We start from the raw sequence: 21,141 nt of genomic DNA on the forward strand, positions 1-21,141 counted from the left end.
GAAGGGCGGGGGATAGGGGTGGTGCTCAGAGCAGGCCGGACAGGGCCGTGCGCAATGCGGCATTGAACCGGTCCGCCTGGTCCTGCTGCGCCATGTGTCCGGCGCCGTCGATCACCGTGAGGCGACTGCCCGGGATCTGGGCGGCGAGTTCCCGGGGAACCGAAAGCGGCACCTCGGTGTCGAGTTCGCCGTGCAGGAAGTGGGTGGGCACCCGCAGTGCGGCGACCCGTTCGCGCGGGTCGTAACCGGCCTGGTCGACGACGAGACCGTCGATACGGAAGGTCGACTCCAGCAGCTGGGCCACCGTCCAGTCGATCATCGCGCCGCTCACGCCCGGCCGGTACCAGTGGGGCACGAAGTCGGCGAGCGTGCTCGCACGGTCGGCGCGCAGGTCCGCGAGCAGTTTGTCCACGGCCTCCGGATGCTGGGAGAAGTGGTGGACGCCGGCGTCGACGGGGATGATCGCCCCGAACCGGTCGGGCGCCGCGAGGGCCGCCTCGATGACGAAAGCGCCCGCGATCGACGAACCGATCAGCACCGGCCGGTCGAGCTCCAAGACGTCGACGAACTCCAGCACATCGCTGGTGAGTTGGCGGATGGTGTACCCGTCGGCAGGCCGCTCCGAGCGCCCGCAGCCCCGCCAGTCGAGGGTGATCACGCGGTGGTCGGCCATGAGGTCGGCCGCCTGCGCGTCCCACACCCGGCCGCTCGTGCCCCATCCGTGCAGGAACACCAGGGGGCGGCCCGCGCCGAGGTTCTCGTAGTGGAGGGCGGTGTTGTTGACCGTCGTGTACGCCATGCGAATCTGCCTTCCCTGCCGGCCCGGCCTGTCCGGCCGGGCGCCTTGTGGTGATGGGCAGATTCCAGCGGACGGACGCCCGTCCACCAATGAGGAATCCGCTCCTACACTCATCACGGTTCGTGATGAGTCGTGCCGAGTGATGACGCGACGCGAGGGGCGAGAGGGTCGGAGGCGGGGCGGCGTGGAGTTGCGTCAGATGAAGTACTTCGTGGCAGTGGCGGAGGAACTGCACTTCGGGCGGGCCGCCGAACGGCTGTACATCGTGCAGCCCACGGTCAGCCAGCAAGTGCGGCGTCTGGAACGGGAGTTGAGTGTCACCCTCTTCGACCGCAGTACGCGGGCCGTACGGCTGACCGAGGCGGGCCGGGCCCTGCTGCCGCACGCCCGCGCGATGCTCGCGGCCGAGCGGGCGGCGGTCGACGCGATGGACGTCGTACGCGGCGAGCAGCGGTCCACTTTGCGCGTCGGGACGAGCGTGGGGCTCGGGCTGCGCCTGGACGGAGTGCTGACCGCGCTGTCGGAACGGGCGCCGCGGCTGCTGGTCGAACTGGTCAGCGGCCCCACGACGACACGGCTGCAGCAGGTGCGCGACGGGGACCTGGACGCCACGTTCGTGCGCGGCACCGACCGCGCCCCGGGCCTGGAACTGCTGCCGCTCTGGCGGGACGAACTGGTCGCGGCGCTGCCCGCGGCGCATCCGCTCGCCGAGTCGGATCAGGTCGACCTCGCGGACCTGGCCGCGTTGCCGCTGCGGATCGCGTCCCGCGAGAGCAACCCGCATCTCGTCGACGCGGTGGTGGATGCCTGCCGGGCGGCCGGGTTCGAGCCGGTCATGGGGCCGGCGTTCACCACCGATCAGGACACCCTGGCGGCGATCGCGTCGGGCCGTCCGAGCTGGACCGTCTACTTCGCCTCACAGGCCGCCGTGCAGCCCGCGCACCGGATCGCGTTCCGCCCCTTCACCGACCCGGCCGGCGCGCCGTCCCTGCCGACCTACCTGGCGGTACGCCCGGATCCACCGTCCCGTCGGCTGGCGGCGCTGCTCGCGGCGTGCGACGAGCAGGTGGGGCAGACGTAGTCGGCGGACGGCCTGAGGGGTGCGCCGGGGCGCCCCGTCCCGGTTCGCTGTCCCGGTGTCCCGGTGTCCCGGTGTCCCGGTGTCAGGAGTTCTGACGCGGTGCGGAGCCGAGTGAGATCGACGACTTCCTGGCCGAGTGCGAAGCGATACGCCCGCACATCGATCACCTGGCCGAAGCCAGCGGCTACGACACGACGTACATCACCCCGTGCCTGAACAACATCGTCGACGCCGCTGTACGGGCCAAGACCGAGGGTGGCGGTGTCATCATCTGGTGAGTTACCCCACGCGTTCGACCTGTGTGTGCAGGGCTGTCAGGAGCCAGTCGTGTGCCGATCCCGGTGTCGGTTCCGGGCGGTGGCCCAGCGGGGTGACGGCCTGTTCCACGAGGTCCCAGTAGATGTCGAGGCGCGGGTCGTCCGCGAGTTCCCGGGCCAGCCGCCGCCGGAAATCCGGGGTGTCGCGCTGCCCTTGAACCCGCGCGTACGTGTCGACGAACCCGTCCAGCGCCCCGCCCGCGCGCGGAGCAAGACCGGAACGTATGTCGACCGCCGCCAAGTCGTACGCCTGCGCCAACCCGCTGTAGAGCAGACCCACTTCACGCGGGCCCGCGCCCTGGTGCGCCGCGGGCTGGGTGGGCCGGCGGTCCGGTGTACAGGGGCGGGACACGAGGGCGTTCAGGTGGGCGAAGGCGAGGACGTGGCCGGACTCGGGTGCCTCCGGCAGCTGGGGGACCGCCGCGTCGAGGAACGCCGCGGTGACCTTCGCGGGCGTGCGCGCGGGCAACCACGCGCGCCAGAACCGGGCCACCGCCTCCGTACTGGGCGGGCTGCTCAGCGAGCCGATGAGGCGCAGCCGCTCCGCACGTTCCTCGGGCCCGCACTCCTGGACCAGCCGGAGCGCCGCCTCCTGCCAGCGCATAGCACTGAGCTGGGAGCCGAGGGTACGCAGCCGGGAGGCGACCGCTGCCTCGAACGCGGTCCCGGTCCCGGCGCCGGTACCGTCGTGCACGCCCTCGTCCAGCATCTGGCGTACCTGCGTCAGAGACAGCCCCAGACCTCGCAACGACTGGATCAGACGCAGTTGTTCCAGCGCCTCGGGGCCGTAGCGGCGATGCCCGCCACTACTACGGGGGCGTTGCGGAAGCAGGCCGCGCTCGGAGTAGAAGCGGACGGTCTTGACGGTCGTGGCCGCGTGTTCGGCCAGCTCTCCGATGGTCCACGACGCGTCCCCCGACCCGGCACCCGCAACCAGCACTTGAACCTCCCCCAAGAGGAGTTCCTAGCGTACCCACAGCCGAAGCCGAGAGGCGGTCCGGACGGCCGCGGGGCAGTTGAGCAGGGAGTGAGCATGAGCGTATTCATCCTGGTGCCGGGGTTCTTCACCACCGGCGAGGTCTGGGCAGAGGTCGCGGGGCACCTTGAGGCGACGGGCGCCGAGGTGCACGTCGTCGACCCTGTGCGCTCCGACGCCTCGGGGCGGCGCGACATCGTCCTGGACACCCATGTCGAGCAGGTCGTGGCGGCGATCGACCGTGCCGGCTCGGCCCCGGACCGCGACATCGTGATCGTCGGGCACGACTACGGCGTGTACCCGGCCCTCGGCGCGGCGGATCGCCGCGCGGAGCGTGTGGCCCGCCTCGTGTACGTGGACGCCGCCCCGCCCCCGGACGGCGTGCCGGCCCTCGCCGCCGTGCCCGACCAGGCGCTGCGCGCTCGCCTTGCGGCCGCCGTCCGACCTGACGCCGCAGGTTCTGACGCCTCAGGTCCCGACGCCGCAGGTCCCGGCGCCTCAGGTCCTGACGCCGCGCTCTCCGGTGACCCGCTCATCGGTGGCGCGCTGCCGCCCCCCGCCCCGCATGAATGGCAGGGCTGGGGCAGCACCCGAGGCCTCTCCGCAGCGGAACGGGAGCGGCTCACCGACCTGTCCGCACCGCACCCCCTGGGCACCCTGACCCAGCCCCTGAAACTCACCGGCGCGGCCGCATCCGTCCCCACCACCGGCGTGCTGTGCCACTACAACGGGTCCACCATCGAGTCCGTCCGCATGCTGGCCCGCTTGGGCACCCCCGCCCTCCAACCGCTCCTGCGCCCGGATGTCACCTTCTTCGAACTGCCCACCGGACACTGGCCGATGCTCTCCTGCCCCGGCGAACTCGCCGATGTCCTCGTCAGGGCGGCGGCCGACGAGGGCGAACGCCTCGCGACACCGGAGGCCACTGACCCCGACACCGACACCGCCGGGGCGCCACGGTCCTTCCTCCTCGACGTGCCGCCCCTGCCCCGGGAACGGCATGGCAGCACGGACCTGTACCTGCCCCCGCGACGACAGCAGGCCGGCCCGCTCCCGGCGGTCGTGTTCGTGCACGGCGGGCCGGTGCCGCCCGGCATGGACCCCCGGGACTGGCCGGTCATCCAGGGCTACGCGCGCTACGCGGCCTCCCGGGGCGTGATCGGCGTAGCCCTCGAACACCGTCTGCACGATGTGACGGACTATCCCGTGGCCGCGGGCGACGTGGCCGACGCCATCGAGGCCGTGCGGGCCGATGCCAGGGTCGACGCCGACCGGATCGCGCTGTGGTTCCTGTCCGGGAGCGGTCCGCTCACGGCGGAGTGGCTGGACGGGCCGCCGTCATGGCTGCGCTGCCTGGTCGCCGGCTATCCGGTCATGTCGCCGCTGCCCAACTGGGGCGTGCCCGCAGGACGGTTCCGTCCGGCGGAGACGGTCGCGGCCGCCGCCTCGTTGCCCATGGTCGTCCTCCGCCCGGAGCTGGAACAACCCGTGATCGCGGCGACCGTGGACGAGTTCCTGGCCGCGGCCGCCGCCCACGACGTGCCGGTCGACGTCATCGACATCCCCGGAGCCCGCCACGGCTTCGAGGACCTCGACCACACCGGTGAGGCCCGCGACGCGGTGCGCCGCGCGATGACCCACGTCCTGAACCACTTGGGCATCTGAGCGCGACGCATCGTCACGACCGAAGCCGTCGCAGCCGATGGCCTCGCGACGGCGGTACAACGGAGACGGCCCCTGCCGAACAGAAACGGCAGGGGCGCGGAAGGGGCGGCCCGGCTCACCGGGTCACTTGCACTCCGAAAGGTAAGAGTCGAAGGCGTGCTTCTTCGCCTTGCGCTCGACACTCTCGGAGTAGTCGTCAGCGTTCAGTACGCCGACGGCGAGCCGGGTGTCGTCCTCGATGTTCATCGTGTTCGCACACGCCGCCACCACGATCCAATCGCTGCGGTACGCGTCATCGGAGAGGCTGTGCTTGGACTCCGCTCCGGTGACCGTCTTCGACAGATCGTAGGAGACCATCGAAGCCTCCGACGGCAGGTCGCCTTCCACTTGGGCGATGGATTGGCCGACGAGTGAAGTCACGGGCCTTCGTGCGTCGTCATCGGCGCCGCACCCCGCCAGAAACACCGCTATGGTCGAGACGCCGACGACGACACCGACACCGGCACGGGCATACCTGAACGGGAAAAGACTGCGGCCGCGGCTCATATTCATATGACCTTGCAGCTTACCTTCGCGGGGGAGGGGTCGAAAGCGTACTTCCACCCGCTCGTATCGGCTTTGTAGTCGATGGGGGTGGTGATGTGCTTCTCGATTTTGTACTTGTACCGCGTACCGATCGGGTAGGCGACGAGCGAGTGTCCCTTGCCGACCTTCGCGCTGCACGTCACCGACACGGACTGCGTCTTGGCCTTGCTGATGCTCAGGCTCGATGCGACGCCGTTGTAGGTCATACCGAATCCCGCGTCGATCGTGCGCGTCGCCGACGCCGTTTTGTTGATCATGCAGGTCATGCCCGCGGTCTGCGCGGTGCAGCGGGCGATCTCGTTCTTGGTGTTCGTATAGTTCTTCTTCGACGTCTTCTGAACGAGCTTGCTGTAATGGCCGACAGCCGCCCGGGTCGATATCTGCCCGCTGGGCTCCTGAGAACCGGTAGCAGACGACGGGTCGGAAAAGTCATCGGTATCCGCGTGAGCCGCGGTCGTGCCCAGGGCGGTGGACAGAAATACCACCGCGACGCCGAGTGCTCGCAGATTGAATGTGCGCGACATAGAAGTCCCCCTTTTTCGTGTGAGTCGCGGCCATGGTCAGTAGCCGCAACGACCAAGATCGTACTGGTGAGAAGGGGGGAGATCGAATTTGCCAACGTTGCGTCGACTATGCATAGCCGCGCTACGAACCGGCGCGGGCGCATGTCAGTGCGAATAACGGCGTTGTGCTAAGCGGGTGTTGAGTCGGATGGTCGCCGGAGATCCGTGGGGCGGCGGCGATTATGGGGGCATCATCCACCGCGTCGCGGGCCGGGTTGTGTGCGGCGGAGGCATGGGTGTACTTGTAGGGGGCACTTATGCGGCAGGCCGGGCCGGTTTTCCCGCGGGGACTGTCGCGGCTCAGGCGTCCCGGGTCCGGAACCGCGCCCGGGGCGCTGTCCCCGCCCCGCGTACCGGCGCGTCTTCTACACGGTTCCCCAGTCCGGGTGATGTCCGTCGCCCCTTTCCGGCCACACGGCGGCTGTTGCGTCCTGATCGGCTGGAGGAGGCGGTGTTGCCCGTGGGGGTGGTGCCGATACGGTCGGGGGAGTGCTTCGGCATGTAGGCACGGCATGGACCACGGCCCTCTGGGTCCCGAAGGGCCAGTACGGACGGCTGTCCGTCGCGGCTTGTGGTCCGCAAGGGTTCCGTTCGACGACGGGGCCCGCCGGACGGAAGGCCTTGCCCTGTGCACACACCCAACGCATCCCCCTGCACGTCCGCCTCCGTGCCGGGCCCCACCACCGGCGGCGACCGTGTGGCGGCCCCGGTATGGCCGGCGGGTGAGGAAGCGCTGCTCGCCCAGGCGCGTTCACTGCACGAGCAAGTGATGAGCCTGCGCAAACAGGAACAGGCCCGCACGCGCATCGCCCTCGCCCAAGGGATGCTGATGGGCCGCTATCAACTCGCGGACCCGGCAACGGCGTTCACCTGCCTGCGACAGGCCTCCCAGCGCTTCAACATCAAACTGCACCAGCTCGCCGCCGCCCTGACCGCCACCCCCGCACCCCCACCGGGAGCGGTGCGCTGGTTCCCCGGTCGCACTGCCACCCCCGCGCCGCCCCTGGACGCCTTGCACGCCGGCACCTTGGATCCCAAGAACCAGGGCCAGGTCCTGGGCGCAGCGCTGGACCGCGTCATGCGTCTCACCCGTGCCGACGCCGGGAACGTCCAGCTCGCCGAGGCCGGAGTGCTGCGCCTGGAGAAACACCGTGGCCACCCCAGGCCCTTCACCGACTACTTCGCCTTCGTCTCCGACGGCACGGCCTGCTCCCGCGCCGCCGCGGCAGGGCGGCAGGTCACCGTGCGCGACGTGGCCACCACCAGCGTCTTCGACGACGAGACCCGGCAGGTCATCCTCGCCAGCGGCAGCCGCGCCGCCCACAGCATCCCCCTGATCGCCGGTGACGGCACCGCGCGCGGTGTCATCTCCACTCACCACATGCGCCCCCTGCCCGGGTTCGGTCAGGAGCAGCTTGCGCAGCTGGAGCAGATCCAGCGCGCGGTCGGCACCTGGCTGGAGTGGCATACGAACACGGTCGTCCTGGACGCGCTGGAACATCTCCATCGCACCGCCGCCGAGGCTGGTGCCCGGGTGGCGTCCGGTCCGCGGTGAACCACAGGGCTGGTGCGACGGGCGACGGCCTCGTCAGAAAGTGGTGCTGCCCTGAGCTGCTGCCGTCCCGGGAGGTGGCGGAAACGCCCCCGCACACCCGGACCCACATCCACACCCCGCACTGCTCACCGCTTCCGGAATCCGGTCGGGCAGGGCTGCACATGCCGCCGTCTCCGGGGTAACTGGACGGAGATGACACGCGGACGCCGCATCCCTCCCCAGCCCCCGGAGGTCCTCGATGTGTGACGCATCCAACCAGCTCGCCCGCCTGCAGGAACTGAAGGAAGCCCAGGCCCGGGTGGCGGAGCTGGAAAAGGAGAACAGGCAGCTGAAAGAGGCGGTCACCTCGCACGCCGACGTGGACCGCGCGATCGGCGTGCTCGTTGCCGTCGGCCAACTCCCGCCCGACCGGGCCTGGAGGGTGCTGCGGGAGATCTCCCAGCACACCAACACCAAGCTGCGTTACATCGCGCTGCAGCTCACCCACTGGGGCCACACCGGCAACCTGCCCACCACGCTGCGCGCCGAGCTGTACCAGCAGCTCCGCCACGCCCCCGTAGGCTGCACCAGCCGTACGATGCGCTTGCCCCAGCACTTCTGAGGAGCAGTTCCGAGGAGCATTGCTGAGGAGCATTTCTGAGGCAGCAGCTGTCACTGCCGCCCCGCCCCCGGGCCCCTCTAGAAGAGGCCGTCCTGCTGGACGCGAGTGACATGGCGGCGTTCGCGGCCCCGGCGACGGGAACCGGTCCTCTCCTCGCCGAACAGCGGTTCCGTGCCGAACTCGTCGGGGACGGCCGGTATGGTAGCGGGCCCGGCGTCGACGTCCGGACGCAGCGCGGCATCCCGGTCGAAGTCGTCGGGAGTCATGCGCGTCCAGTCGCGGCCGTGCTGCTCGCTCACGTCACATCCCCTGTTCGTCGCCGTTCGTGCGCGTCCCTAACTGTTCCCGGCATTTCCGGCATCAACACGGAGCGATCATGGACTTCATCCGCTCGCCGCGGACTGCGCCTCCGGTCCGCGCGCCAGGTCTAGTGACATTCAACCGACTTTTGGGCACGGGGCGTTGTCGGCGAGAGACGTCGGCTGCGAGCGTGAGTGAAGACCCGGGACCTGCGGGCGGCCGCCGACTCCCCCTGCGCCGCCGAAGCCCCCGGGCACGGTCCCTCGCGCGGAGGGGATCGAGGCGGAGAAGAGCGCGGCGGCCGCGGCCCGGCGACGCTACGAGGAGACCGGGGAGGTCGCCTACGTTCCGGTGGTGAGCGGCGAGGACGCCGCGATCCCCGACGGGGCCCGCCGTTTCCACGCGGCGCTGGGAGGGCCCTCGGGGTTCCTCTGGACCGAGGCGTCCAGTTCGACTTCTACGACCGGCCACGGCAGGTCTCGCTCGTCGCCCACACGGCAGCCGAACACTTCGCCCGCACGCTGCCACCAACCGTTGCCCCAGCTACCGTCCAGGAGTCCCCGTCATGCCCGAATCCGTCACCGTCGCAGCCAAGTACGCCGTCGCCGAGACCTGCACCCGGATGGCTGTGCACGCCGATCGTCGTGAGTGGCAGCAGTTGCGCGCGCTGTTCGCCGACAAGGTCCTGCTCGACTACACCAGCCTGGCCGGCGGCGAACCCGTCCAGCTCAGTCCGCAGGAGATCGTCGATGCCTGGACCAGGACGCTCGGCGGCTACGACGCCACCCAGCATCTCGTCGCCAACCATCTTGTCGACATCGACGGCGATCGCGCCGTATGCACGGCCTCCTTCCAGGCCACCCACCGCCTGGCCACCGCGTACGGCGCTTCGCTGTGGACGCTGGGAGGCGACTACCGGTGGGAGCTGGTCAGGGCCGGCGACCGCTGGCTGATCGACACGGTGGTGATGACCGCGGTCTGGGGCGACGGCAACCAGGCGCTGCCCGCGCAGGCCGCAGGCTGATGCCTCCCCGGATGCCGTGGTGAACCCGGCATCCGTCCGACGGGACGCACACCGTCCGTCTCGGTGGGGCGCCGGCGGTGGGGCTATCAGCCCTGTCAGGTGCGTGACGGGGCGCTGTCGAGGAGGGTGCCGATGGCGGCTCGCAGTGCGGCGGACTGGTCCTCGTCGCGCCACATCAGCGCGTACTCGACAGGGCCCGCGTCGTCGAACGGCACGTAGGCGACGTCCCGCCGGGCGTGATAGGCCAAGGCCCTGACCGGAGACCCGATCCCCGTTCGAACTCAGCGTGGTCCTCTGCCCTTGCCTGTTCGGACCGACCGCGCCCGACGAACAGTGGAGCGTGCGGAAAGTCGACTATCAACCGGCAGGTCAGGCGAGTCTCAGCGCGTCTCGGGCCGCCCCGCTCGGAACCGCCGCCCCGCTCGAAACCACCGCGCCGCTCGGAACCACCGCCCCGTTCAGAACCGCCGCCCCGTTCAGGGCCGACTCCTCGTGCGTCTGCCAGTCGCGCGGCGACACCCCGTACGCCGCACGGAACGCGCGGCTGAAGTGGCTGGCGCTGAGGAACCCCCAGCGGCGGGCGATGGTCGCGATCGCGGGCCGGACGCCGGGGGCCCGCATCAGCTCGCGGCGGCACCGTTCCAGGCGCTGTGTCTTGATCCACCTGCTGACGGTGACGCCCTCCGGCTCGAACAGCTTGTGCACGTAGCGCGTGGACAGGTGGTGGGCCGCCGCGATGGAGGCCGGTGACAGGGTGGGGTCGGCGAGGTGGCGCGCGATGTGCGCCTTGACCCGGGCCAGCATCGCCGCGGCCACCTCCGGTGCCCGCGGCTCGTAGCGACCGCGCCGCTCGTCGATGAGCAGGGCCAGCAGATCCAGCGCGGTCACGGCGTGGTGGCGGCCGACGGCCTCGCCCAGGACGGTCGCCTCGTTCGCCATACGGGTGAGGTAGGCGGCCACCAGCGCGCCGCTGCCGGAGCCCGGGGCGCCCGAGAAGGTCGTCGCCGTGAGGGCCCGCAAGTCGTCGTCTCCGACGCGCAGTTCCTCTCTGAGGAAGTGGAACGAGGTGAAGGAGAAGGCGCCGCCCACCCGTTTCCGGAACAGCCGCGAGGCGTCGGTCAGGGAGAACTCGCCCGGGCCGACCAGCGCCTCGCGCCCGTCCTGCTCCTTCACCGTGGTGCCCTGCTGCTGCAGCGTGAGGATGAGGTACTCCCGCTCGTCGCGCGCTATGAGCCGCTTGCTGCGCGTCACGGTCTGCGGCCCGGCCTGTACGCGGGTCACCTGCAGGGAGCCCACCCGTTCGCTCACCAGCTGTCCGGGCGACGGGTCGGGATCGGTGAACCGCACCTCCAGGGGCACGAAGGCGCGGGACACGGCTTCCCGCCAGTGTTCGGCCCGTTCGGCCGCGGACAGCTCCGCGGTGGAGAACACGACGGACACAGCTTCCTCCTCAAGCGAGTCTTCCCCGGAACGGTGCTGCCGGGTGCCAGGGCCGACCACTGCGCCGGGGCCGATGCCGCACGAAGCAATGCCATCACCCCGGTCGAGGCGGTACCAGGAAGAAAGCAGGCAGAAACGGCGGGCGGCCCTGCGGGCGGGTACGGGGCCGACCGCCGTGCGATCCCGGCCCTGCGGGCGGAAACGGGGCCGGTCACCGTGCGGTCCCGGCCTGCGGGGCGGGTGCGGGGCCGATCACCGTGCGCTCCCGGCCCTGCGGCCACGTACGGGCCGACCGCCGTGCGCTCCCGGTCAAGTGCCGGTGCGCTGCTCAGAAATCGGCCCTCGACCAGCGGCCATAACGTGACGGCGATGCGGTCGGAACGCCCGCCGGGCACGGCGCCGAACCGTATCGCACCCCCCTTACGCATCACACCGGGGCCTGGGTCCGGACGCGACCCACCTCATCCGGTCCCGACCCGCCCATTCCGACCAGCAGGAGGTTGTCGAAAGGTGTCCACGATGCCGGTCGGCGGGCTGACGCCCCGCGCCGCCGACAACGCTGCGGACCTCGTCGTCCGCAACGCAAAGATCCACACCGGAGATCGTCGTCTCCCGCAGGCCGAGGCCCTCGCGATCCGCGGTGGCGTGATCACCGCCGTCGGTGACGACAAGGACGTCGCCGACCAGGTCGGCCCGGCCACCCGGGTCGTCGACGCCCTCGGCCGCAGGATGATCCCCGGCCTCAACGACGCCCACCTGCATGTCATCCGCGGGGGCCTCAACTACGTACTCGAACTGCGCTGGGACGGCGTCACCACCCTGCGCCAGGGCCTGGCCATGCTGCGTGAGCAGGCCGCGCGCACGCCCAAGGGCCAGTGGGTGCGCGTCGTCGGAGGCTGGTCGGCCGAGCAGTTCGCCGAACGGCGGCTGCCCACCGTCGCCGAACTCAACGCCGCCGCGCCGGACACCCCCGTGTTCGTCCTGCACCTGTACCAGTCCGCGATCCTCAACCACGCGGCGCTCCAGGCGATCGGCTACGACAGGAACACCCCCGACCCCCGCGGCGGACAGATCATGCGCGGGCGCGGCGGCGAACCCACCGGCATGCTGCTCGCCGCACCGAGCGCCCTGATCCTGTACTCCACCCTGGCCAAGGCGCCGACGCTCGACGAGGAACACCGGAAGACGTCCACCCGGCACTTCCTGCGCGAGCTGAACCGGTTCGGGCTCACCTCGGCCATCGACGCGGCGGGCGGCTTCCAGAACTTCCCCGACAACTACGAGACGGTCACCGCCCTCGCGCGGGAAGGCCAACTCTCCCTGCGCATCGCCTATCACCTGTTCCCGCAGACCGCTGGCCAGGAGATCGACGACCTCACCCGCTGGATCGGCATGGTCCGCCCCGAGGACGGCGACGAATGGCTCCGACTCAACGGCGCGGGCGAGAACCTCACCTGGGCGGCGGCCGACTTCGAGAACTTCGCCCAGCCGCGCCCCGAGCACGCACCCGACTACGAGGTCGAGTTCGAGCGGGCCGTACGCCTCCTCATGGAGAACGGCTGGGGCTTCCGCCTCCACGCCACCTACGACGAGACCATCCGCCGCGACCTCGCCGTGTTCGAGAAGCTCGCCGCGGAGGGGCTCTTCCCGGGCGGCAACCAGTGGCTCTTCGACCACGCGGAGACCGTCTCCGCCGACAGCCTCGACCGCATCGTCGCCCTCGGCGGCGCCATGTCCGTACAGAACCGGCTGTCCTTCCAGGGCGAGGCGTTCACCCGCCGCTACGGTCCCGGTGCCGCCGCCGACGCCCCGCCGATCCGCGCGATGCTGGCCCGCGGCCTGACCGTCGGAGCCGGCACCGACGCCACCCGCGTGTCCTCGTACAACCCGTGGATCGCGCTGCACTGGCTGGTCACCGGCCGCACCGTCGGCGACCTGTCCATGCGTCCGCCGCACAACCGGGTCGACCGCGAGACGGCGCTCGCCATGTTCACCACGGCCGGTGCCACGCTCACCGGCGAACAGGACCGCAAGGGCATCCTGCGTCCCGGCTTCCTCGGCGACCTGACGGTGCTGTCGGACGACTTCTTCGCCGTCGACGACGCGGAGATCCCGCACATCGAGGCACTGGTGACCGTCGTGGGCGGCCGCGTCGTGTACGCCGCCGGTGAGTACGAAGGCATCGACGAGCCGTTGCCGCCGGTCACCCCCGGCTGGAGCCCTGTGGCGCACTTCGGCGGCTACCAGGCGTCGCCCGCACCGGCACGCTCCGGCGTCCGCCAGGCGGAACTCCTCGGAGAGGCCGCCGCCGCGTCGGAGGAACACCGCCAGTGGCGCGCCCGGCGCGGCCTGGCCCCCGCGACAGCCGGCACCGGCACCGGCACCGGCACCGGCACCGGCCCCGGCAGTGGCCCGTGGTCCGACCCCTGCTTCTCTCCCTGAGCTTCTTCTCCGCTCCGACCACCCACCCTCACAGACGTCCTCAAGGGACTGTCCGACACCGAAAGGCACCCTCATGACCCACATCGCCGACGTCACCGCCGCCCCCTCCCCGGACCTGCTGACCCCGGACAACTGCGCGGTCCTGTTCATCGACCACCAGCCGCAGATGTTCTTCGGCACGGGCAGCGGCGACCGCACCGCGATCATCAACTCGACGGTGGGGCTGGCCAAGGCCGCCCGCGTCTTCGACGTGCCCGTCGTGCTGAGCACGGTGGCCGCCGAGTCCTTCTCGGGCCCGCTCATGCCGCAACTGGCCGACGTCTTCCCGAAGCAGCGGATCATCGACCGGACCACGATGAACGCCTGGGAGGACGAGGCCTTCGTCGACGCGGTCAAGGCGACCGGCCGCAAGAAGCTCGTCATCGCCGGCCTGTGGACCGAGGTCTGCGTCGTCCTGCCCTCGCTGTCCGCGCTGGCCCAGGGCTACGAGGTCTACGTCGTCACGGACGCGTCCGGCGGCGTCACCCCGCAGGCCCACGAACACGCCGTCCAGCGCATGACCCAGGCCGGGGTGGTGCCGGTGACCTGGGTCCAGGTGCTGCTCGAACTCCAGCGGGACTGGGCGCGCGCCGAGACGTCCTGCCCGTCATGGACGTCGTCAAGGAGCACGGCGGCACCTACGGCCTCGGGGTCGTGTACGCGCAGGCCGTCATCGGCGAGCACGCCGCCGGCTGACCCGCGCGACGGACGACGGACGACGGACGTCAGGAACAGGCGAGAGAACAGGCGATGGACAGCGGACTGTTGATACTCCGGGTCGTGATGGGCGTGCTCATCGCCGGTCACGGGGTGCAGAAAGTCAGTTTCCGGCTGGGCGGCGGCGGACTGGCCGGCGGGACGGAGGAGTTCCGCCGCGACGGGTTCCGAGGCGGCGCGTTCACCGCGCTCGTCGCGGGCGGCAGCCAGATCGGCGCCGGTCTGTTCCTGGCGGCCGGACTGCTCACGCCCGCGGCGGCGATGGTCGTCATGGGCGTGATGACGGTGGCCGGCAGCGTCAAACGGCACAAGGGCCTGTGGGTGCAGAACGACGGCTACGAGTACCCGCTCATGCTCGTCGTCACCGCCGCGGCCCTGGCGCTCACCGGCCCGGGCCGCTGGTCCCTGGACCGGCTCATCGGCCTGCCCGAGTGGCCGTGGTGGGTGTCCGTCGCGGCGCTCGTGATCGGCCCGGGCAGTGGACTGCTCACTCGCAAGGTGCTGCGGCGTCCCGCCGACCGCGGCGACAAGACGGAAGAAAGGACGCCGCCGCATGCGCAAGCTGCTGGCTGACGCCGCCCACACCCTGGTCCCGCCGAAGGACGACCGGCACGGACCCCTGCCACCACTGATGCTGACGCTGACGGTCGTGACCGGGCTCATCGACGCCGTGAGCTACCTGGCGCTCGGGCGGGTCTTCGTCGCCAACATGACCGGCAACGTCGTCTTCCTCGGCTTCGCGCTCGCGGGAGCGCCGGGTCTGTCGGTGACAGCTTCCCTGGTCTCGATGGCGTCGTTCCTCGTCGGGGCGCTCACCGGGGGCCGGTTCAGTACCCGGTTCGCGGCCCATCGCGGCCGACTGCTCGGCGCGACCACGGCCATCCAGGCCGTCCTGGTCGCCGCCACCGTCGTGGCCGTCGCGGTCGCGGGCAACGAGGTGACCAGCCCGGTCCGCTACACGCTCATCGTCCTCCTCGGCATCGCCATGGGGCTGCAGAACGCGGTGGCCCGACGCCTCGGCGTCCCCGACCTCACCACGACGGTGCTGACGCTCACCCTGACCGGCCTGGCCGCGGACTCCCCACCGGCCGGCGGAGCGGCTCCCCGGCCCGGCCGGCGCGTCCTCTCCGTCCTGGCCATGTTCCTCGGAGCCCTGGTCGGCGCCCTGCTCCTGCGCCACGCCGAACTGCTGCACATCCTGGCCCTGGCACTCCTCCTGCTCACCGCAACCTCCCTGGCGACCTACCGCCTGTCGGCGACGACCCCAGAGTGGACCAGACCCACGCCGTAGGCGATCGATCAACGGACCGGGCGGCCCGCACCGCCCCAGGGCGCGGTTCGGTCTCTCACTTGTTGCATGCCTCTTGTGTTCGCGCGCTCTGCCGGGGTGCCCTGGGCCTCAGCTGCCTCCGGTGGGGGAGGGGCGCACGCACGGAGAGGGGCGGGACAATGGTGAACACTGTCGTCGTGACGGGTGGGGCCGGATTCATCGGCTCCCATCTCTGCCGACGTCTGCTGGCGGAGGGCCACCGCGTCATCTGCGTCGACAATTTCCTGACCGGCCGCCGCGCCAACATAGCGAGACATCTGCGGCACGACCGCTTCGCCTTACAGGTCACCGACGTGGTCGACATGACGGAAGTGCCGGCGGCGGCGGGCCGGATCGACGCGATCCTGCACCTCGCCTCGCCGGCCTCGCCGATCGACTACCAGCGCCACCCGTGCGAAACCCTGCGCGCGGGAGGCCCCGGCACTCTTGCCGCGCTCGACCTGGCCCTCCGCCACCGCGCGCGGTTCCTGCTCGCCTCGACGTCCGAGACCTACGGGGACCCGCTCGTGCACCCCCAGCCGGAGAGCTACTGGGGGCACGTCAACCCCGTTGGCCCGCGCAGCGTGTACGACGAGGCCAAGCGGTACGCGGAGGCGGCGACCGCGGCCTATCGCCGCGCGCACGGGCTGTCGACCGTCATCGTCCGGCTGTTCAACACCTACGGCCCGGGGATGCGCCGGGAGGACGGAAGAGTCGTCCCGGCCTTCATCGGTCAGGCATTGCGCGGGCTGCCCCTGACGGTCGCCGGGGACGGATCGCAGACCCGTTCCCTGTGCTACGTCGACGACATGGTGGACGGACTCATGGCTGCCCTGGCCTCCGACCACAGCGGCCCCATCAACCTCGGGAACCCCATCGAGATGTCCGTGCTCGACCTGGCCCACCTGGTGCGGGACGTGACCGGGTCGTCCTCCGGGATCGAGTTCGTGGCCCGGCCGCAGGACGATCCCTGCCGCCGCCGTCCGGACACGGAACTGGCGCGCACCGTTCTCGGCTGGGAGCCCCTCGTGCCGCCTCGGGACGGCATCCGACGGACCGCCGAGTGGTTCAGGGCCACGGAAGGACGGTCCACGACACGCACCGCTGCGGCGACGACCTGAGTACGGGCCGCCCGACGTGAGGAGTGTCGGAGCCGGGCTCAAGAGCCGTCGAAGCGGCGGCGGAAGTCATCGGCCAGGGTGTCGCCCGCTGCTTCGACCAGGCGGCCGACCACCGGGTGGAGCACCAGGCCGGTGACAGCGGCGGCGAGAGCGGGAAGAGCGCGGCGAAACCAGCGCTGCACGTACTGCATCGTGGACAGGTCGGGTTCGGCTGCCGTGGCCGTTTCCTCCAGCTCGTCGAGGAGTTCCCGGGCTCGCCGCGCATGTGGTTCATCCTCGTCGACCAGATGGCGCACACGTGTGAACTCCGCACGCAGTGCGGCCAGTTCGTCGTCGGTCACCGGCAGAGGCGCGGGTGTGTGGGCGGTGGACTGCGTGGCGGTGTTGTGGCGGCCGACGATCACTTGGCCCGGGACCGCGTGTGTCCGTACGTCGTAGTGGACTGTCCGTACGTCGTAGTGGTCGGACCTCGCGTCGCCGTGCTCGTGTTCTTCGGCGGGGTGGTCGTCGTCATGGTCGTGTCCTGTGGCGCGCTGGTCGGCCATGGTGTCGTCTCCTCCTGGTCGATGGGGTGGAGGTGCTTCACGTCGTCGCGGGCAGCGGTTCGGTCGGCCCCTGGCGTGGGGTGGGTGTGAGCGGTGTCGGTGAGGTGGGTTCGCTGGGCGGCGGCGAGGGGGTCGGGGCGGCGGGGGTGCTCGGGGTGGGGTCGGCGACGCCGGTCACGTTCATCCACAGGTCGTCGTGGCCCCAGTCGTCCCGGATGGTCACCGTGGCGTGATAGGTGCCCGGCGCGCCGGGGTCGAAGGTCACGGTGAACCGGCACAACCGGGGGTCGGGGCGAGAGGGGCAGGCGGTACGTGCGACCGTCCAGTTGTCCTCGTCGTTCACCTTCAGCGACTTCTCGTCGTCGCAAGGCAGCCACGCGTGGAAGTCGACCTGGCGGGTCACCTTCTTGTGTTGCGTGGTGCGACCGAAATCGGGGGCCGTGATCGGAATCGGGACGCATCCCTGCGAGCCGTCGGTCGGGGGCACCCTCGCGCCTGACGTGGGCGGCGACTCGGAGGGCGACGACGGCCCCGCTTTGTGCCCGGGCGGCTTCGACGACGGCGAGGGGAGCGGCGGAGGGGTGAAGTGCGTGCTGGGTACGGACGCGACGGGCGAGGCCCCCGGACCGGTGGCGGCCGGTGCGTCGTCACCGGTGTCGGCCAGTGCGACGAAGACCCCTCCTGAGACCAGCGCGGCAACGGCCGTCGCGACCACCACGGGCTTCGTGGCGATCGAGCCCAGACCCGCCTTGCCGAGGGCTGCCGCGCTCTTGCCGCCCGACGCCACCGCGTTGTGGACCGCGGCGCCACCGACTCCGACGCCACCGCCGACCGTCACCGCGGTGATTGCCGCCGCCACGCCCAGCGTCTTCCTGCGGACTGCTTCCTCGTGGGCGAAGTAGGCCGCGTCCGCCGTCGCCCCGAGCGCCGCGGCGGCCACCCGGCCGTGTTCCAGGACCGTCCTCCAACTGCCCCAGCGCAGCGTGCCGGCCAGTACGGGGGCCGCGCCCCGTGCCAGGTCGAGAACGCCCGCGTGGTCCTCGCGGCGGGCCGCGTCGGACAACACCCCGCAGATCACGGCGGCTTCGGCCGCGGCCTGTTTGCGTGAGACACCGCTGCGCAGCCAGTCGGTGAGTGCGGCCGCGAACTCTCCGGCCTCCCCCTCCCCGCCCGTCTGTCTGACGACCGCGGCGGTGAGGTCACCTCGGCCGCGATACCCGGGGCCGTCCCGTTCGATCACCCGCGATCCCCGCAACTCCTCGGTGACGCGCGTGCCCGCCGTCGGGTCGACGCCACCGGCCAGCACGTGGAGAAGCTCGGTGGAAACAGTCAGCGGGGACAGGGCGGCCAGCACGCGCAACACCCGCACGCCGGTATCGTCGAGGCTGCTCGCCAGGCCCACCGCCAGCTCCGACTCACCGGCGGTGAACGCGCCGCCCGCCGGGCCGGCCCCGGCCGTCTCCGCCGCCCTCACCGCCGCCGACCTCTGGACCAGGGTCAGCGGGTGCCCGCCGACGGTGCCGACCAGCGCGCGGACGGCGGCACACTCGGCCTCTTCGAGATCACGGCGCACCTCGCGTTCGACGAGGCCCAGCGCCGCGGTCTCCGGCAGACCGCCCAGGCGCAGCGTCCGTACCTCGTCCGACGCACACCGGTCCACGGCCGCCACCAGAAGGTCGCAACCAGGTGCCGCGTTCGCGAGCGCAGCGAGATCCTGCGGCGAACCCGCGAAGTCGTCGACGACGAGGAGGGCTTGGACCGTGCCCATCAGCCGGCGCATCCGCGCCGGCTCCGGCTTGTAGTCCTCGGTCTCGAAACAGGCGTGGAAGAGATCTTGGATCACGTCCTCCACGGTCAGCCCGGCAGCCGACAGAAGGACGAGACCGCGGCCCAGCGCGGCCTGGTTCACGGCGTGGCGCCGCAGCACCGCGGACTTGCCGATGCCCGGGGGCCCGTACACCTGCACCACGTGCCCGTCGCCCAGCCATTCGTCCACTGCGGCGAGTTCGCTCTCGCGGCCGAGCAGCACCGCCGGGCGCTGCGGCAGCGCGAGGCCGGCGAAGTCCTCGCGCCGGCGCACCGGGGGAGGGCCTTCGGAGCGCAGTGCCGCGGAGGACCCGTACGGCCCGCCGATCACTACATTGTGGTCGCCGACGATGACCTGACCGCCGACATCTCCCTCGATGCGCACCACACTCGAAGTGGCCATGTCGCCCCCGTACGTCCACGCTCGTGCGACCACAGTGGCCGTGCGACGTGGTCACTGGCCCGGCAAGACGCATACTGCGGGGAAGCTGTGCGTTTCCGCCCGGGTGTGCTCTTGCCTGCACGCGGCATGGGCGTGCTTCGTACGGGTCGGCCCGCCGGACGGGAAACGCCTTGTGCGGGCTCCTATGTCCCCCGGTGACAGGTTTTGGACAAGGGCCTGCCCGGGGTCGGCCATTCCGCCGGGACCGGCGTCCCCGCCCGGACCACGGGGGCGAAGATCGCGCCGCCACCACTTCGGTGGTGCTCCAGCAGCTCGGCGACCAGGGGGATACCCATGCCCGTGTCCATGCCCGTGCCCGACTCCACGCCCGCGCTTGCGCCCACGAGGACCCGGACCGGCCGAGCCAAGCGCTCGGCGCCCCGCCGGCGCGTCCTCGCGGCGGCAGCCGTGCTGGCCGCCGCGGGCACCACTCTGACCGCCGCGCCGCAACCGGCCCACGCGGCACTGCCGCCGCAGAGCATCGCGGACCCCGTGCACTACTGGAACGACGTGTTCATGAACGTCATCCGAAGAGAGGGCGGCGGTCCGGGCCCGATGGCCAGGTCCGCCGCGATGCTGAACGCCGCCATCTACGACGCGGAATCGTCCTACCAGCTCAAGTGGAAGGGCAAGATCACCTCGGAGCCCTACCTCCACGCCGAGAAGTACGCGGGCTGGATCGAAGGGCCGGACGAGGAGGAGCGTGTCGTCGGCCGCACCGCGTACAACGTGCTGCTCGGGCTCTACCCGGGACAGACCTCGTACCTGGACGCCCGCTTCCGTGAGCGCTTCGGCACCGAACCCACGCAGTTCGACCTCCTCGACGCGACGGTCGTGGGGACGATGGTCAAGCAGATGCGGGACGCCCGCAACGGCGACGGGTCCGACAACGACCAGGTGTACGTCGCTGACAACAAGCCCGGCGCCTGGCGGCCCACCAGCTACCCCGACATGATCGATCCCAGCTGCGCCCAGGACAGTCAGGCGGTGACCCCGTTCTGGGGCCGGGTCAAACCGTTCGCCCTGACGTCGGGCGCGCAGTTCCGGCCGCCCACCCCCGGCCTGTACGGCACGTACGAGAACCTGCTGGCAAGCGACGCCTACAAGCAGCAGGTGGAGGCGGCCCGCACGGCCGGTGCCGACCGGCCCACCGCCAGGACGCCCGTCATCAACCGCACCACGGACCAGGAGGCGGCGGCCTGGTTCTGGGCCAACGACCTGGACGGTACGTACAAGCCGCCGGGTCAGCTGCTGCAGGCGACCCGCGACATCGCGACCCGGCGCAAGCTCACCCCGTACGAGAACGCCCGGCTCTTCGCCCTCGTCTCCCTCGCCCTCGCGGACGCCGGGATCGCGGTGCGGGACGTCAAGTTCCTGACCCCGATCGATCTGTGGCGGCCGGTCACCGCCATCCGCGAAGGCGGCCTCGACCCGCAGTGGAAACCGCTGCTCAAGACGGAGTCCGGAGTGAACGTCACCCCGTGCTTCCCGGCCTGGGCGTCGGGGCACGCGACGTTCGGCGCCGCCTGGGCCGGAGTGATGAAGCGCTACTTCGGCAGTGACAACGTCTCCTTCACGATGTCCACCGACGAACCGCAGTCCCCGGTCAAGTACCGCTCGTTCACCAGCTTCGGCCAGGCTGCCCGCGAGGACGCCCAGAGCCGGATCTGGCTCGGGGTGCACTTCCCGTGGGACGCCGAGGACGGGCTCGTCCTCGGCGACAAGATCGCCGACTACGTCTACACGACCAAGCTCCGAGGATTGTGACGAGCGGGCACGAGCGAGGGCGAGGGCGAGGGCGGTGGCGTGGTGAA

19 protein-coding genes and 1 pseudogene are annotated in these 21,141 nt (G+C 71.1%); 11 read left to right on the forward strand and 9 right to left on the reverse strand.

Going from position 1 to position 21,141, the window contains the following annotated elements; all coding sequences use genetic code 11:
* Positions 1 to 25 precede the first annotated feature (25 nt).
* The gene (locus C1N81_RS43290) at positions 26 to 799 is read right to left on the reverse strand and encodes an alpha/beta fold hydrolase (RefSeq protein WP_394437270.1); all 774 of its coding nucleotides are present in this window, start codon (positions 797 to 799) and stop codon (positions 26 to 28) included.
* Between the two features lie 184 nt (positions 800 to 983).
* Here C1N81_RS43290 and C1N81_RS43295 point away from each other — a divergent pair, with 184 nt between their 5' ends.
* Entirely contained in the window at positions 984 to 1,880 is an 897-nt protein-coding gene (locus C1N81_RS43295; RefSeq protein WP_394437271.1) for a LysR family transcriptional regulator, read from the forward strand.
* A 279-nt stretch (positions 1,881 to 2,159) separates the two neighbouring features.
* Here C1N81_RS43295 and C1N81_RS43300 read toward each other — a convergent pair whose 3' ends face one another.
* A complete protein-coding gene (locus tag C1N81_RS43300; RefSeq protein ID WP_394437273.1) occupies positions 2,160 to 3,137 on the reverse strand; it encodes a MerR family transcriptional regulator in 978 nt (325 codons plus the stop codon).
* A 93-nt stretch (positions 3,138 to 3,230) separates the two neighbouring features.
* Between C1N81_RS43300 and C1N81_RS43305 the strand changes: the two genes are divergently transcribed.
* The gene (locus tag C1N81_RS43305) at positions 3,231 to 4,838 is read left to right on the forward strand and encodes an alpha/beta fold hydrolase (RefSeq protein WP_394437275.1); all 1,608 of its coding nucleotides are present in this window, start codon (positions 3,231 to 3,233) and stop codon (positions 4,836 to 4,838) included.
* A gap of 123 nt (positions 4,839 to 4,961) precedes the next feature.
* Here C1N81_RS43305 and C1N81_RS43310 read toward each other — a convergent pair whose 3' ends face one another.
* Positions 4,962 to 5,384, reverse strand: a complete 423-nt coding sequence (locus C1N81_RS43310; RefSeq protein ID WP_394437277.1) for a hypothetical protein — start codon at positions 5,382 to 5,384, stop codon at positions 4,962 to 4,964.
* Between the two features lie 2 nt (positions 5,385 to 5,386).
* Entirely contained in the window at positions 5,387 to 5,947 is a 561-nt protein-coding gene (locus C1N81_RS43315) for a hypothetical protein (protein WP_394437278.1), read from the reverse strand.
* A gap of 667 nt (positions 5,948 to 6,614) precedes the next feature.
* On the opposite strand from C1N81_RS43315, the gene C1N81_RS43320 reads away from it, so the two are divergent.
* Together C1N81_RS43320 and C1N81_RS43325 are read left to right on the forward strand one after the other, a co-directional pair.
* Positions 6,615 to 7,541 (forward strand): ANTAR domain-containing protein, encoded by a 927-nt coding sequence (locus tag C1N81_RS43320; RefSeq protein ID WP_394437280.1) that lies wholly within the window; start codon positions 6,615 to 6,617, stop codon positions 7,539 to 7,541.
* A gap of 238 nt (positions 7,542 to 7,779) precedes the next feature.
* Positions 7,780 to 8,142, forward strand: coding sequence for an ANTAR domain-containing protein (locus tag C1N81_RS43325; RefSeq protein WP_394437282.1), 363 nt, complete (start codon positions 7,780 to 7,782; stop codon positions 8,140 to 8,142).
* 77 nt (positions 8,143 to 8,219) lie between these two features.
* Here the strand turns inward: C1N81_RS43325 and C1N81_RS43330 are convergent, their stop codons facing one another.
* Positions 8,220 to 8,441 carry a hypothetical protein gene (locus tag C1N81_RS43330; protein ID WP_394437283.1) on the reverse strand — a complete coding sequence of 74 codons (222 nt, stop codon included), beginning with the start codon at positions 8,439 to 8,441 and terminating at the stop codon, positions 8,220 to 8,222.
* Between the two features lie 566 nt (positions 8,442 to 9,007).
* On the opposite strand from C1N81_RS43330, the gene C1N81_RS43335 reads away from it, so the two are divergent.
* Positions 9,008 to 9,466 (forward strand): nuclear transport factor 2 family protein, encoded by a 459-nt coding sequence (locus C1N81_RS43335; protein WP_394437285.1) that lies wholly within the window; start codon positions 9,008 to 9,010, stop codon positions 9,464 to 9,466.
* A gap of 95 nt (positions 9,467 to 9,561) precedes the next feature.
* Here the strand turns inward: C1N81_RS43335 and C1N81_RS43340 are convergent, their stop codons facing one another.
* Positions 9,562 to 9,714: a hypothetical protein gene (locus C1N81_RS43340; RefSeq protein ID WP_394437287.1), complete on the reverse strand. Its 153-nt coding sequence runs from the start codon at positions 9,712 to 9,714 to the stop codon at positions 9,562 to 9,564.
* 121 nt (positions 9,715 to 9,835) lie between these two features.
* On the reverse strand, positions 9,836 to 10,906 hold the full coding sequence (locus C1N81_RS43345; RefSeq protein WP_394437289.1) for a helix-turn-helix domain-containing protein: 1,071 nt from the start codon (positions 10,904 to 10,906) through the stop codon (positions 9,836 to 9,838).
* 519 nt (positions 10,907 to 11,425) lie between these two features.
* On the opposite strand from C1N81_RS43345, the gene C1N81_RS43350 reads away from it, so the two are divergent.
* From C1N81_RS43350 to C1N81_RS43370, 5 genes and pseudogenes are all read left to right on the forward strand, one after another.
* On the forward strand, positions 11,426 to 13,348 hold the full coding sequence (locus tag C1N81_RS43350; RefSeq protein ID WP_394438579.1) for an amidohydrolase: 1,923 nt from the start codon (positions 11,426 to 11,428) through the stop codon (positions 13,346 to 13,348).
* Positions 13,349 to 13,421: 73 nt separating this feature from the next.
* Positions 13,422 to 14,083 (forward strand): annotated as a pseudogene (locus C1N81_RS43355) (hydrolase).
* A 54-nt stretch (positions 14,084 to 14,137) separates the two neighbouring features.
* The gene (locus tag C1N81_RS43360) at positions 14,138 to 14,677 is read left to right on the forward strand and encodes a DoxX family protein (protein WP_394437291.1); all 540 of its coding nucleotides are present in this window, start codon (positions 14,138 to 14,140) and stop codon (positions 14,675 to 14,677) included.
* A complete protein-coding gene (locus tag C1N81_RS43365; RefSeq protein ID WP_394437293.1) occupies positions 14,658 to 15,395 on the forward strand; it encodes a YoaK family protein in 738 nt (245 codons plus the stop codon). The genes C1N81_RS43360 and C1N81_RS43365 overlap by 20 nt, the downstream gene beginning before the upstream one ends.
* 158 nt (positions 15,396 to 15,553) lie before the next feature.
* Positions 15,554 to 16,534 carry a UDP-glucuronic acid decarboxylase family protein gene (locus C1N81_RS43370; RefSeq protein ID WP_394437295.1) on the forward strand — a complete coding sequence of 327 codons (981 nt, stop codon included), beginning with the start codon at positions 15,554 to 15,556 and terminating at the stop codon, positions 16,532 to 16,534.
* A 38-nt stretch (positions 16,535 to 16,572) separates the two neighbouring features.
* Here the strand turns inward: C1N81_RS43370 and C1N81_RS43375 are convergent, their stop codons facing one another.
* The gene (locus C1N81_RS43375) at positions 16,573 to 17,079 is read right to left on the reverse strand and encodes a hypothetical protein (RefSeq protein ID WP_394437297.1); all 507 of its coding nucleotides are present in this window, start codon (positions 17,077 to 17,079) and stop codon (positions 16,573 to 16,575) included.
* Positions 17,080 to 17,116: 37 nt separating this feature from the next.
* Complete coding sequence (locus C1N81_RS43380) at positions 17,117 to 19,288, reverse strand: hypothetical protein (RefSeq protein ID WP_394437299.1); 2,172 nt, start codon at positions 19,286 to 19,288, stop codon at positions 17,117 to 17,119.
* A 333-nt stretch (positions 19,289 to 19,621) separates the two neighbouring features.
* On the opposite strand from C1N81_RS43380, the gene C1N81_RS43385 reads away from it, so the two are divergent.
* Positions 19,622 to 21,094: a vanadium-dependent haloperoxidase gene (locus tag C1N81_RS43385; RefSeq protein WP_394437301.1), complete on the forward strand. Its 1,473-nt coding sequence runs from the start codon at positions 19,622 to 19,624 to the stop codon at positions 21,092 to 21,094.
* Positions 21,095 to 21,141: the final 47 nt, after the last annotated feature.

Source organism: Streptomyces sp. SGAir0957 (assembly GCF_043523415.1).